Source organism: Micromonospora sp. CNZ303 (assembly GCF_004345505.1).
In genome coordinates, this window is the sequence record NZ_SLVT01000001.1 from 623,692 (window position 1) to 636,161 (window position 12,470).

Here is a 12,470-nt window from a genome sequence, read left to right on the forward strand (position 1 = left end):
ACGCGTGAGACCTCACGCGTCGAACAGGAGGAATACCCGCAATGACTGTTCTTGCCGAGATCGGCGGTAGCGTCAACACCATCGGCTACGGCCTCGCCGCCATCGGCCCCGGTATCGGTGTCGCCCTGGTCTTCGCGGCCTACATCCAGTCGAGCGCGCGCCAGCCGGAGTCCGCCGGCTACAACCGCACCTGGCTGATCCTGGGCTTCGCCCTCGTCGAGGCGCTCGCGCTGTTCGGCCTGGTGCTCGCCTTCGCCGTCGGCGGCTGACGAGAGTTCTCTCCCGACCCGGAGGTCTGACATGTTCATCGCCGCAGAAGGTGTGGAGCACAACCCGATCCTGCCCATCTGGCAGGAGATGGTCGTCGGGACCATCGCCTTCGCCCTGCTCTGCTTCGTCCTGCTGAAGTTCGTCATGCCCCGCATGGAGGCGATGTACCAGGCGCGGGTCGACGCGATCGAGGGTGGGCTCAAGCGGGCCGAGGCCGCCCAGGCCGAAGCGAACCAGGTGCTCGAGCAGTACCGGGCCCAGCTCGCCGAGGTGCGTACCGAGGCGGCCCGGATCCGGGACGACGCCCGGGCCGACGCCGAGGGCATCCGCCAGGACATCCTCGCCAAGGCGCGGGAGGAGTCCGACCGGATCATCGCCGCGGGCAAGGAGCAGCTCGCCGCCGAGCGCGCCACCATCGTGCGTGAGCTGCGCACCGAGGTCGGCACGATCGCGGTCGACCTGGCCAGCAAGATCGTCGGGGAGTCCCTCGCCGACGAGGCGCGCCGCAAGGGCACCGTCGACCGGTTCCTGAGCAACCTCGAGAGCGCGGGGGCCCGCTGATGCAGGCCGCCAGCCGGGAGTCGTACAAGGTCGCGGCCGAGCGCCTCGACACGTACGTCCGCGGTGCGGAGCCGTCGGCGGTGGCCACCACCGCCGACGCCATCCTCTCCGTCGCCAACCTGCTGCGGCGCGAGCCGCGGCTGCGCCGGGCACTCTCCGACCCGGCCCGCACCGGTGCCGACCGTGCCGGGCTGCTCGGCGAGCTGCTGCGCGGCAAGGTCGACGCCGAGGCGCTGGACCTGATCGCCTCGCTGGTCGCCGGCCGCTGGTCGGCGCCCTCGGAGCTGCTCGACGCCGCCGAGCGGCTGGGCGTCGACGCTCTCCTGGCGGGCGCCGACTCCGCGGGCGAGCTGGGCGAGGTCGAGGACGAGCTGTTCCGCTTCGGGCAGGTCGTCGCCGGTTCGCCGGGGCTGTCCAGCGCGCTCTCCGACCCGACCGTCCCGGCCGAGCGGCGGGCCACGCTGGTCGACCAGCTGCTCGCCGGCAAGGCCCGGCCGGTCACCGGCTACCTCGTCGGGGTCGCGCTCGCCGGGTTCGGTGGACGCAACTTCGCCGGGGCGCTCACCCGGCTGGTCGAGCTGGCCGCCGACCGGCGGGACCGGCAGGTGGCGTACGTGACCGCCGCGGCCCCGTTGAGTGAAGAGGACGAGCGCCGGCTGGGCGCCAGTCTCTCCGCGATATACGGTCGGGAGGTCTCCGTCAAGCAGACGGTGGACCCCTCGGTTCTCGGTGGCGTGAGCGTACGGGTCGGTTCCGACCTGTACGACGGCACCGTCCTGCGCCGCCTCAACGAGAGCCGCAACGCGCTCGCGAAGCGCTGAGGCGGCACCACCGCTCAGCGCCTGTGACATAGACGCCATTCGGACCGGTCGGTACTAGGTATCCCGGGCCCCTGATACTTAAGGAAGCAGAGGATGGCCGAGCTGACCATCTCGACGGAGGAGATCCGCGGCGCCCTGGAGCGCTACGTCTCCTCCTACTCGTCCGAACTCTCCCGCGAGGAGGTCGGCACCGTCGCCGACACCGGCGACGGCATCGCCCACGTCGAGGGCCTCCCCTCGACCATGACCAACGAGCTCCTGGAGTTCGAGGACGGCACGCTGGGTGTGGCGCTGAACCTCGACGTCCGGGAGATCGGTGTCGTCGTTCTCGGTGACTCCGCCAAGCTCGAAGAGGGGCAGCGCGTCAAGCGCACCGGCCGGGTGCTCTCCGTGCCGGTCGGCGACGCCTTCCTCGGCCGCGTGGTCAACGCGCTCGGCCAGCCGATCGACGGGCTCGGTGACATCGCCAACGAGGGCTTCCGCGAGCTGGAGCTCCAGGCCCCGAACGTGATGGCCCGGCAGTCGGTCGACGAGCCGCTGCAGACCGGCCTCAAGGCCGTCGACGCCATGACCCCGATCGGCCGTGGCCAGCGTCAGCTGATCATCGGCGACCGGAAGACCGGCAAGACCACCGTCGCGCTGGACACCATCCTCAACCAGCGGGACAACTGGCGCTCCGGCGACCCGAAGAAGCAGGTCCGCTGCATCTACGTCGCCATCGGCCAGAAGGCCTCCACGATCGCCTCGATCAAGGGCGTCCTGGAGGAGGCGGGCGCGATGGAGTACACCACCATCGTCGCCTCCCCGGCCTCCGACCCGGCCGGCTTCAAGTACCTCGCCCCCTACACCGGCTCGTCCATCGGGCAGCACTGGATGTACGGCGGCAAGCACGTCCTCATCGTCTTCGACGACCTGAGCAAGCAGGCCGAGGCGTACCGCGCCGTGTCCCTGCTGCTGCGTCGCCCGCCGGGCCGCGAGGCGTACCCGGGCGACGTCTTCTACCTGCACTCCCGCCTGCTGGAGCGCTGCGCGAAGCTCTCCGACGAGCTGGGCGGCGGCTCGATGACCGGCCTGCCGATCATCGAGACGAAGGCCAACGACATCTCGGCCTTCATCCCGACCAACGTCATCTCCATCACCGACGGTCAGATCTTCCTCGAGACCGACCTGTTCAACCAGGGCGTCCGGCCGGCGATCAACGTCGGCACCTCGGTCTCCCGGGTCGGCGGCGCCGCGCAGGTGAAGCCGATGAAGAAGGTCGCCGGTTCGCTGCGGCTCAACCTGGCCCAGTTCCGCGAGCTGGAGGCGTTCGCCGCCTTCGCCTCCGACCTGGACAAGACCTCGCGCGCCCAGCTGGACCGCGGTTCCCGCCTGGTCGAGCTGCTCAAGCAGGCGAACTACTCGCCGTTCCCGGTGCAGGAGCAGGTCGTCTCGGTCTGGGCCGGCACCGAGGGCAAGCTGGACGACATCCCGGTCGGCGAGATCCGTCGCTTCGAGTCGGAGTTCCTCCAGTACCTCCGGCACAAGCACGAGGGTGTCCTGGCGAGCATCGCCGACCACCAGTGGAACGACGACATCATCGGCTCCCTGGACGCCGCCATCGCCGACTTCAAGCAGGTCTTCCTCGGCAAGGAGGACGAGCGGCGGATCAACGACGCGCCGGCCGCCCCGCTGGAGGGCGAGCAGGACCGCGAGACGGTGAGCCGCTTCCGTGACGGCACGGGCGACCGCCCGGCCGAGAACCGGTAAGGGCTGATTCATGGCGGCCCAGGTTCGCGTTCTTCGTCAGCGGATCCGCTCGGCGAAGGGGATGAAGAAGATCACCAAGGCGATGGAGCTCGTGGCGACGAGCCGCATCGCCAAGGCCCAGGCCCGGGTGGCGGCGTCCCTGCCGTACGCCCAGGCGGTCACCGGCGTGCTCACGGCGCTGGCGTCCAACGCGCGGATCGACCACCCGCTGCTCACCCCGCGCGAGCGGGTGCGGCGGGCGGGCGTCCTGCTGGTCACCTCCGACCGCGGCCTCGCCGGCGGCTACAGCTCCAACGCCATCAAGAAGGCCGAGTCGCTCATCGCCCGGCTGCGCGCCGACGGCAAGGAGCCGGTGCTCTACGTCATCGGCCGCAAGGGTGTCGGGTTCTTCCGGTTCCGTGACCGGCCGATCGAGGCCAACTGGACCGGGTTCTCGGAGCAGCCGACCTTCGCCGACGCCCGCGCCGTGGGCGAGACGCTGATCAAGGCGTTCACCGCCGGCGCGGACGACGTCGACGGCGGCGCCGGTGCGGACGGGGTGCTCGGCGTGGACGAGCTGCACATCGTCTACACGGAGTTCCACTCCCTGATGACCCAGACCCCGGTCACCCGGATCATGGGCCCCATGCAGGTGGAGGACCGGCCCCGGTCCGAGGGCGCGCTGCCGGCCTACGAGTTCGAGCCGGACGCGGAGGCGCTGCTCGACGCGCTGCTGCCGAAGTACATCAACACGCGGATCTACGCGGCGTTGCTGGAGTCGGCGGCGAGCGAGTCGGCGGCCCGTCGGCGGGCGATGAAGAGCGCCACCGACAACGCCGAAGAGATGATCGAGAAGTACACGCGCGAGATGAACTCGGCCCGCCAGGCCGGGATCACCCAGGAGATCAGCGAGATCGTCGGCGGCGCTAACGCGCTGGCCGCGTCGGGAAGTGAAGTGTGATGACTGCCCCAGTAGAGACCAAGACGGCCACGGGTCGCGTGGTCCGGGTCATCGGCCCGGTCGTCGACGCCGAGTTCCCGCGCGACGCCATGCCCGCCCTGTTCAACGCCCTGCACGTGGACGTGACGCTCTCCGGCGGCGAGAAGACGCTGACCCTGGAGGTCGCCCAGCACCTGGGTGACAACATGGTCCGCGCCATCTCGATGCAGCCGACCGACGGCCTGGTCCGTGGCACCGAGGTGCGCGACACCGGCTCGCCGATCACCGTTCCGGTGGGCGACACGGTCAAGGGCCACGTGTTCAACGCGATCGGCGAGTGCCTCAACCTCACCGAGGGCGAGACGCTCCAGCCCGACGACCACTGGGGCATCCACCGCAAGGCCCCGGCCTTCGCGGACCTGGAGCCGAAGACCGAGATGCTGGAGACCGGCATCAAGGTCATCGACCTGCTCGCCCCGTACGTCAAGGGTGGCAAGATCGGCCTGTTCGGCGGTGCCGGCGTCGGCAAGACGGTGCTCATCCAGGAGATGATCACCCGTGTGGCCCGGAACTTCGGTGGTACCTCGGTCTTCGCCGGCGTGGGTGAGCGCACCCGCGAGGGCAACGACCTCATCGCCGAGATGACCGAGTCCGGCGTCATCGACAAGACCGCGCTGGTCTACGGCCAGATGGACGAGCCGCCGGGCACCCGGCTGCGGGTCGCCCTGTCGGCGCTGACCATGGCGGAGTACTTCCGCGACGTGAAGAAGCAGGAGGTGCTGCTCTTCATCGACAACATCTTCCGCTTCACCCAGGCCGGCTCCGAGGTCTCCACCCTGCTCGGCCGTATGCCGAGCGCGGTGGGCTACCAGCCGACCCTGGCCGACGAGATGGGCGAGCTCCAGGAGCGGATCACCTCCGTCCGGGGCCAGGCCATCACCTCGATGCAGGCGATCTACGTGCCGGCGGACGACTACACCGACCCCGCCCCGGCCACCACGTTCGCCCACCTCGACGCGACCACCAACCTGGAGCGGTCGATCTCCGACAAGGGCATCTACCCGGCCGTGGACCCGCTGGCGTCCTCGTCCCGGATCCTCGCCCCGGAGTTCGTCGGCGCCGAGCACTTCGCGGTCGCCACCGAGGTGAAGCGGATCCTGCAGAAGTACAAGGACCTGCAGGACATCATCGCCATCCTCGGTATCGAGGAGCTCTCCGAGGAAGACAAGATCACCGTGCAGCGCGCGCGGCGCATCGAGCGCTTCCTGTCGCAGAACACCTACGCGGCGGAGCAGTTCACCGGCGTGCCGGGCTCGACGGTCCCGATCCAGGAGACCATCGAGGCCTTCCGGAAGATCAGCGAGGGCGAGTACGACCACTTCCCCGAGCAGGCCTTCTTCATGTGCGGCGGTCTCGAGGACCTGGAGCGCAAGGCAGCCGAGCTCATGAAGAGCTGACCTGTCGATCCTGACGAAGGGCCGCCCCGGTAACGCCGGGGCGGCCCTTCGTCCGTTTTGGGATCCGCTGGACGTCGCTGGCCGGTTCCGCGCGGTCGGCGATCATGCCATACGCGAGGTACCGTCGATCCGCCCACCCACCACGTGGGCGTCGATCCGCAACGAATCGGCCGCATGCGCCCGTCTCCTGATCGTGGGCGTGACGAACGGAGATGATCGTGGGTAAGGCCGACAAGGGCGGCGGCAAGTCGTCCAGGTGGTCGGGGGTGCCGCGCTGGGCCCGGGTCTGCACCGTGTTCGGTGCCGTCCTGATGCTGCTCAGCGGGGCCGTGCTGGTCGGTGCCGAGGCGCTGATGGCCCGTTACGAGGGCGCCGTCGGCAAGGCCGACCTCTTCGGCGACCAGGCCGCCGGGGCGAAGGAGCGCAAGAGCGACATCAAGGGGCCGCTCAACATCCTGCTGGTGGGCATCGACCCGCGCAACCCGGAGATGCCGCCGTTGGCCGACTCGGTCATGGTGCTGCACGTGCCGGCGGAGATGGACCGGGCCTACCTCTTCTCCATGCCGCGCGACCTCATCGTGGAGATCCCCGAGTTCAGCCGGGCGGAGTTCAACGGCGGCACCGACCGGCTCAACGCGGCGATGTCGTACGGCAGCCGGGTGCCCGGCGGCAACCCGGACGCGGCCCGCGGCTTCGAGCTGCTGGCGACGACGGTGCAGAACGTCACCGGCATCACGCGCTTCGACGCCGGCGCGATCATCAACTTCAACGGCTTCAAGCAGATCGTCGACGCGATGGGCGGCGTCGACATGTACATCGAGCGCGAGGTGCGCTCCGAGCACCGCGAGCCGGACGGCAAGCACCGCAAGGGCAACCCGAACGGCGAGGGCTACGTCGGCCCGCAGGCGGTCTACAAGAAGGGCAACCAGCACCTCAGCGGCTGGCAGGCGCTCGACTACGTCCGCCAGCGCTACCCGAAGAACGGCGTCCCGGACGGTGACTACGGGCGGCAGCGGCACCAGCAGCAGTTCGTCAAGGCCATGGCCGGTCAGGCGCTCAGCGCCGACGTGGTCACCAACCCGGTCAAGCTGGACCGGGTGCTGCGCGCGGCCGGACAGTCGCTGATCTTCAGTGGCCGGGGCCACGGCGTGGTCGACTTCGGCCTGGCGCTCAAGGACATCCGCCCGGAGACGATCCAGATGATCAAGTTGCCGGGTGGCTCGGTCATCCAGAACGGCGAGTACCGGGGCGAGAAGTTCCAGCCCGCCGTGGACGACTTCTTCGCCGCGCTGCGCAAGGGGCAGCTCGACGCGTTCCTGGTGGAGCATCCCGACTTCCAGAACAAGGCGAAGTAGCCGTGGCGCAGGTCTCGCCACCCGCGTTGGGGGCGGGTCCGCGGCACGACTAGACTTTCGACAATCCGCCGCCGCAGCAAGGAGACAGCGTGGCAAAGCAGCTTCACGTCGAGCTCGTAGCCGTCGAGGAGAAGGTCTGGTCCGGCGAGGCCGAGATGGTCGTCGCCCGCACGACCGAGGGCGAGCTGGGTGTGCTGGCGGGGCACGCGCCCCTGCTCGGCCAGCTTGCCGAGCCCGGCGAGGTGCGCATCAAGCTTCCCGGCGGCGAGCAGGTCTCCTACGAGGTGGCCGGCGGCTTCCTGTCGGTGACCGCCGAGGGCGTCACCGTCCTGGCCGAGAGCGCCACCCCGGTCTCCGCCGCGCAGAGCCGCTGAGCCGAAACGTCGATGGAGATCGTCGAGGGGATCGGAATCGGCGTCGCCGTCATCCTCGGCGCACTTCTGATCCTCTTCGCCCGGCGAGCCGTCGTCACCCGTAGCGGTGGCATCATCCGGCTCGGCGTCCGGACCTCCACGATGCTCGACGGCCGAGGCTGGTCTCCCGGCTTCGGCCGCTTCGTCGGCGACGAACTCCGCTGGTACCGGCTGTTCAGCTTCGCCATCCGGCCCGCCCGGGTGCTCTCCCGCGAGGGGCTTGCCGTCGAGCGACGGCGGCTGCCCGAGGGGCAGGAGCGCCTGTCGATGCCCGCCGACTGGGTCATCCTCCGCTGTACGAGTGACCACGCCCCGGTGGAGATCGCCATGGCCCGGTCCACCGTCACCGGATTCCTCTCCTGGCTCGAGGCCGGCCCTCCGGGGGCGGTCTCGCCGCGTCTGGCCTCCCAGGACTGGCCCGCCGCCTGACGTCCCCTCGTGCTTGGGGTTTCGCCGGAGATCACTTCCACTTCCGCTCGGCGGCTGCGGTACCCCGGACACCGAAGGCAGCGGCACCATCCGCCTGTTCGGCGGATCGACCACGACGGTGTCTCCGGGGAGTCCGCTCGCGGAGGGGTCAAGCCTGACCGCCCGGAGCGAGTGGGCTCCCCGGAGACACCCCACCGCGAGGAGCGGGGGCTCCTCACCGCGAGTGGGGACGGCTCAGCGGTTGCCGCCCGGCACCCATAGCACATCTCCGTCCGGATTTGCCGTTCTTGACAGGATAAAGAGCAGATCCGATAGCCGGTTGAGATACTTTGCCGGGAGCGAGCTGGTCCGCTCGGGGTCGTGCGCGACCAGGGCCCACGCCGCCCGCTCGGCGCGTCGGGCGACCGTCCGCGCCACGTGCAGCAGCGCCGCACCCGCGGTGCCGCCGGGGAGGATGAAGGAGTCGAGCTTGCTCAGGCGTGCGTTGTACTCGTCGCACCAGCCCTCCAGGCGCTCGACGTACGCCTCGGTGACCCGCAGCGGCGGGTACTTCGGGTCGGGTTCGACCGGGGTGGCCAGGTCGGCGCCCACGTCGAACATGTCGTTCTGGATCGACGCCAGGACGGCCCGCAGCTCCTCGTCGAGCTGTCCCAGGGCGAGCGCCACGCCGATCGCGGCGTTGCACTCGTCGACGTCCGCGTACGCGGAGATGCGCGGATCGGTCTTCGGCACCTGCTCGTTGTTGCTCAGCCTGGTCATGCCGGCATCGCCGGCCTTGGTGTAGATGCGCGTGAGGTGGACGGCCATGACGCACAGCCTACGGATACCGGACCTGACGATCCCGGAGCGGCCGGGCGGCACCGCCGTCCGAGCGGCCGGGGGCCCCGGCGACGCCGGTGACCCGGCGGTCCACGACCTCGACGTCATCCGGGTGCGCGGCGACGCGCGCCTGGCCGGCTCGGTGCACGTCGTGGGCGCCAAGAACTCGGCGCTGAAGCTGATGGCCGCCGCGTTGCTCGCGCCGGGCCGCAGCGTCATCACCAACGTGCCGCGCATCACCGACATCGCGATCATGGGCGAGGTGCTCCGCCGGCTCGGCTGCGGCGTCCGGTTCGACGCCGACGACCCGGTCGACCCCATGGTCGCGTACGGCGGGGTGGCCCGGTCCCGGTCGGTCGTCATCGACGTGCCCGAGCAGCCCGGCGCCGAGGCGGACTACGACCTCGTACGCCGGCTGCGCGCCTCGATCTGCGTGCTGGGTCCGCTGCTGGCCCGCCGGGGACACGTGCGGGTGGCCCACCCGGGCGGCGACGCCATCGGCTCGCGGGGCCTGGACATGCACGTCTCCGGGCTGACCCGGATGGGCGCCGAGATATCCGGGGAGCACGGCTTCGTGATCGCGTCGGCGCCGCACGGGCTGCACGGCGCGGAGATCGTGCTCGACTTCCCCAGCGTCGGGGCGACCGAGAACCTGGTCATGGCGGCGGTGCTGGCCCGGGGGCCGAGCGTCATCGACAACGCCGCCCGGGAGCCGGAGATCGTCGACATCTGCACGATGCTGAACCAGATGGGCGCCCGGATCTCTGGCGCCGGCACCTCCACCCTGCACATCGAGGGGGTGCCGGGGCTGCGGCCGGTGCGGCACGCGACGGTGGGGGACCGGATCGTCGCCGGTACCTGGGCGTTCGGCGCGGCGATGACCCGGGGGGACGTCACCGTGACCGGGGTGGAGCCGGCGTTCCTGGAGGTCGCACTCGACAAGCTGGTCTCCGCAGGGGGCCTGGTGGAGACCCGGGGCGACGCGTTCCGGATCCGGATGGACGACCGGCCGAAGGCGGTGGACGTCGTGACGCTGCCGTACCCGGGCTTCGCCACCGACCTGCTGCCGATGGCGATCGGGCTGGCGGCGGTCAGCGACGGGGCCTCCCTGATCACCGAGAACATCTTCGACGGCCGGTTCATGTTCGCCAACGAGATGATGCGGCTGGGCGCGGACATCAAGACCGACGGTCACCACGCGGTGGTCCGGGGCCGGGACCGGCTCTCCGGCGCGCCCGTGCGCGCCACCGACATCCGGGCCGGCGCCGGGTTGATCATCGCCGGGCTCTGCGCCGAGGGGGTCACCGAGGTCTCCCACGTGCACCACGTGGACCGGGGCTACCCGGACTTCGCAGCCGACCTGCGCGCCCTCGGGGTCGAGGTGGAGCGGGGCACCGCACCGGAGGAACCGGACCTGAGCATCTGAGCCTGCCCGAGCGGCAGCTCGCCCTCCGGGGCCAACGGCCCACGCCGGGGCCGCGCACGTGGGAGGGCGTGGGCCGGCCCCTGGAGGGCCCACCCCGCCCAGCCGCCTTAGCATCCGTTCAGGCTCGCCGACTAGGGTGCTGACAGACACTCAATCAGGCGAGGGAGAAGCAGATGGCGGGTCGACTCGCGGTCGTCGGGGCCGGGCTGATGGGCTCGGGCATCGCCCAGGTGGCGGCGCAGGCGGGCTGGCAGGTGACGCTGCGGGACCTGGACGACGCTGCCACCGGGCGGGGCATGGACGGCATCCGGAAGTCGCTGACCAAGTTCGCCGAGAAGGGCAAGATCGAGGCGTCCGAGGTCGAGGCGGCGCTGGGCCGGATCACCCCCACCACCGACCTGGAGGCGGCGGCCGACGCGGACATCGTGGTCGAGGCGGTCTTCGAACGGCTGGAGATCAAGCACGAGGTGTTCCGCGCGCTGGACAAGATCTGCAAGGCCGACGCAGTGCTCGCGACCAACACCTCGGCCATCCCGGTGACGCAGATCGCCGCGGTGACCGAGCGCCCGGAGGCGGTCGTCGGCACCCACTTCTTCTCGCCGGTGCCGATGATGAAGCTCTGTGAGCTGGTGCGCGGCTACAAGACCAGCGACGAGACCCTGGCCACGGCCAAGTCGTTCGCCGAGGAGATCGGCAAGACGGTCGTGGTGGTCAACCGGGACATCGCGGGCTTCGTCACCACCCGGCTGATCGCGGCCCTGGTCGTCGAGGCGGTCAAGCTCGTCGAGTCGGGCGTGGTGTCGGCCGAGGACCTGGACACCGCCTGCCGCCTCGGCTTCGGTCACGCCATGGGCCCGCTGGCCACCACGGACCTGACCGGCGTGGACGTGCTGCTGCACGCCTCGAAGAACATCTACACCGACACGGCGGACGAGAAGTTCTTCCCGCCGGAGCTGCTCCAGCGCATGGTCACCGCCGGCGACCTCGGGCGCAAGAGCGGCAAGGGCTTCTACACGTACTGACGGGCGGCCGGGGCGCGACGTCCCCCAGGCCGCTCAGCGGACCGCCTCCACCGGCGCGGGGGCGGTCCGCCGCAGCCCGGCGGTGAGCATCAGCGTGGCCGCCAGCGCCGCCGTGGCGAGCAGCGCGGCGGCCCAGCCCGCCGGGACAAGGTCCGCGACCGTGCCGGCGAGCACGGCACACAGCGCCTGCGCGGCCATCATCCCGTTGTGGTGCAGGCCCAGCACCTGGCCCCGGAACTCGGTGGGTGAGTGGGCGATCAGGCGCTCCTGCAACGGCAGCCCGGCGGCGAAGCCCACCGAGGCGACGACCGCGACCAGCATGGCCAGCGGCAGCGCGGGCGACAGCGCGAAGGCCACATAGGGCAGGGCGAGCAGCAGCCGCAGGGCGGGGACCAGGCGGTCGCGCCGGGCCGGGGGCAGGAACCGTCCCACCAGGACGTCGCCCGCCAGCATGCCGAGGGCCGCGGCGGCGTAGAGGAAGCCGGCCCGATCCCCGGCGTACGGCACGAACAGCGCCTCGCAGCCGACGACCAGGCCGGGCGGCAGCCACAGGTTGAGCAGGAGCGAGCGTCGGCCGGGATCCGTCCACAGTTCCCGGTTCACCCGGAGCGTGCGCCCGACCGTCGTCCGGGCGGTGGTCCGGGCCGGGCGCTCCGAGATCCCGAACCACCCGACTGCCGCCGCCACCGCCCGCAGCACCGCCGCGAGCAGGAACACCTCGTACGGGTCCAGCCAGAACAACAGGACGCCGCCCAGCCCGAAGCCGGCGATCTGCATCGCCCCGACGCTCGTGTTCATGGTCGACCTGCCCAGCACGTAGGCGTCGGTCGGCAGGATGTCGGTGAGCAGCGCCCACCGGGCCCCGCCCGTGATCGAGCCGACGTACGCGCCGGTGAAGATGATCGCGAACCGGGCCCACAGCGGCAGGCCGGGCACCGCCTGGAGTGCCGCTCCGGCGGCGACCAGCACGGCGGCGAAGGTCAGCGCCCGGCGGGGCGGCAGGCTGTCCGCGGCCGACAGCAACGTCAGGCTGCCGAGCACGCCGGCGAGCGGTGCGCCGAACATGCTCAGTGCGGTGAGCAGCGCCGAGCCGGTCGACGCGTAGGTCAGCGAGCCCAGCGCCAGCGCCGACGTCGTGTGGGCCGCGATTCCCGCGCAGTTCGCCAGGAACAGGTTGCGGAACTCCCGGACCGCGAACAGGTCTGCGTACGTTCTCACGGGCCCGATCG

At 70.9% G+C, this 12,470-nt stretch carries 13 protein-coding genes; 11 read left to right on the forward strand and 2 right to left on the reverse strand.

Annotation, left to right across the window (positions count from 1 at the left end):
- The first annotated feature begins 41 nt into the window (after positions 1-41).
- The 9 genes from atpE (at position 42) to EV374_RS03020 (ending at position 7,974) form a co-directional block, all read left to right on the forward strand.
- Positions 42-269, forward strand: coding sequence for an ATP synthase F0 subunit C (gene atpE / locus EV374_RS02980; RefSeq protein WP_088998660.1), 228 nt, complete (start codon positions 42-44; stop codon positions 267-269).
- A 31-nt stretch (positions 270-300) separates the two neighbouring features.
- Positions 301-831, forward strand: coding sequence for a F0F1 ATP synthase subunit B (locus EV374_RS02985; protein WP_088998661.1), 531 nt, complete (start codon positions 301-303; stop codon positions 829-831).
- Entirely contained in the window at positions 831-1,652 is an 822-nt protein-coding gene (locus EV374_RS02990) for a F0F1 ATP synthase subunit delta (RefSeq protein ID WP_132231198.1), read from the forward strand. Before EV374_RS02985 ends, EV374_RS02990 begins: the two co-directional genes overlap by 1 nt.
- A gap of 93 nt (positions 1,653-1,745) precedes the next feature.
- A complete protein-coding gene (atpA, locus tag EV374_RS02995) occupies positions 1,746-3,401 on the forward strand; it encodes a F0F1 ATP synthase subunit alpha (protein ID WP_132231200.1) in 1,656 nt (551 codons plus the stop codon).
- A gap of 10 nt (positions 3,402-3,411) precedes the next feature.
- Entirely contained in the window at positions 3,412-4,341 is a 930-nt protein-coding gene (locus tag EV374_RS03000) for a F0F1 ATP synthase subunit gamma (RefSeq protein WP_132231202.1), read from the forward strand.
- Positions 4,341-5,777, forward strand: coding sequence for a F0F1 ATP synthase subunit beta (gene atpD, locus EV374_RS03005; RefSeq protein WP_132231204.1), 1,437 nt, complete (start codon positions 4,341-4,343; stop codon positions 5,775-5,777). Before EV374_RS03000 ends, atpD begins: the two co-directional genes overlap by 1 nt.
- A 212-nt stretch (positions 5,778-5,989) precedes the next feature.
- Positions 5,990-7,132 carry an LCP family glycopolymer transferase gene (locus EV374_RS03010; protein WP_132231206.1) on the forward strand — a complete coding sequence of 381 codons (1,143 nt, stop codon included), beginning with the start codon at positions 5,990-5,992 and terminating at the stop codon, positions 7,130-7,132.
- A gap of 89 nt (positions 7,133-7,221) precedes the next feature.
- Positions 7,222-7,506, forward strand: coding sequence for a F0F1 ATP synthase subunit epsilon (locus tag EV374_RS03015; RefSeq protein ID WP_132231208.1), 285 nt, complete (start codon positions 7,222-7,224; stop codon positions 7,504-7,506).
- Positions 7,507-7,518: 12 nt separating this feature from the next.
- Positions 7,519-7,974 carry a DUF2550 domain-containing protein gene (locus EV374_RS03020; RefSeq protein WP_132231210.1) on the forward strand — a complete coding sequence of 152 codons (456 nt, stop codon included), beginning with the start codon at positions 7,519-7,521 and terminating at the stop codon, positions 7,972-7,974.
- A gap of 234 nt (positions 7,975-8,208) precedes the next feature.
- On the opposite strand, the gene EV374_RS03025 is transcribed toward EV374_RS03020, so the two are convergent.
- A complete protein-coding gene (locus tag EV374_RS03025) occupies positions 8,209-8,781 on the reverse strand; it encodes a cob(I)yrinic acid a,c-diamide adenosyltransferase (protein WP_132231212.1) in 573 nt (190 codons plus the stop codon).
- On the opposite strand from EV374_RS03025, the gene murA reads away from it, so the two are divergent.
- Together murA and EV374_RS03035 are read left to right on the forward strand one after the other, a co-directional pair.
- Entirely contained in the window at positions 8,780-10,219 is a 1,440-nt protein-coding gene (gene murA / locus EV374_RS03030; protein WP_132231214.1) for a UDP-N-acetylglucosamine 1-carboxyvinyltransferase, read from the forward strand. The genes EV374_RS03025 and murA overlap by 2 nt on opposite strands.
- 173 nt (positions 10,220-10,392) lie before the next feature.
- Complete coding sequence (locus tag EV374_RS03035) at positions 10,393-11,241, forward strand: 3-hydroxyacyl-CoA dehydrogenase family protein (RefSeq protein WP_132231216.1); 849 nt, start codon at positions 10,393-10,395, stop codon at positions 11,239-11,241.
- A gap of 33 nt (positions 11,242-11,274) precedes the next feature.
- Here EV374_RS03035 and EV374_RS03040 read toward each other — a convergent pair whose 3' ends face one another.
- Entirely contained in the window at positions 11,275-12,459 is a 1,185-nt protein-coding gene (locus EV374_RS03040) for an MFS transporter (protein ID WP_132231218.1), read from the reverse strand.
- Positions 12,460-12,470: the final 11 nt, after the last annotated feature.

Bases quoted from the DNA above. Each gene is read 5' to 3' on its own strand.
- atpE (WP_088998660.1), top strand. From the start codon at position 42: ATGACTGTTCTTGCCGAGATCGGCGGTAGCGTCAACACCATCGGCTAC.
- EV374_RS02985 (WP_088998661.1), top strand. From the start codon at position 301: ATGTTCATCGCCGCAGAAGGTGTGGAGCACAACCCGATCCTGCCCATC.
- EV374_RS02990 (WP_132231198.1), top strand. From the start codon at position 831: ATGCAGGCCGCCAGCCGGGAGTCGTACAAGGTCGCGGCCGAGCGCCTC.
- atpA (WP_132231200.1), top strand. From the start codon at position 1,746: ATGGCCGAGCTGACCATCTCGACGGAGGAGATCCGCGGCGCCCTGGAG.
- EV374_RS03000 (WP_132231202.1), top strand. From the start codon at position 3,412: ATGGCGGCCCAGGTTCGCGTTCTTCGTCAGCGGATCCGCTCGGCGAAG.
- atpD (WP_132231204.1), top strand. From the start codon at position 4,341: ATGACTGCCCCAGTAGAGACCAAGACGGCCACGGGTCGCGTGGTCCGG.
- EV374_RS03010 (WP_132231206.1), top strand. From the start codon at position 5,990: ATGATCGTGGGTAAGGCCGACAAGGGCGGCGGCAAGTCGTCCAGGTGG.
- EV374_RS03020 (WP_132231210.1), top strand. From the start codon at position 7,519: ATGGAGATCGTCGAGGGGATCGGAATCGGCGTCGCCGTCATCCTCGGC.
- murA (WP_132231214.1), top strand. From the start codon at position 8,780: ATGACGCACAGCCTACGGATACCGGACCTGACGATCCCGGAGCGGCCG.
- EV374_RS03025 (WP_132231212.1), bottom strand. From the start codon at position 8,781: ATGGCCGTCCACCTCACGCGCATCTACACCAAGGCCGGCGATGCCGGC.
- EV374_RS03035 (WP_132231216.1), top strand. From the start codon at position 10,393: ATGGCGGGTCGACTCGCGGTCGTCGGGGCCGGGCTGATGGGCTCGGGC.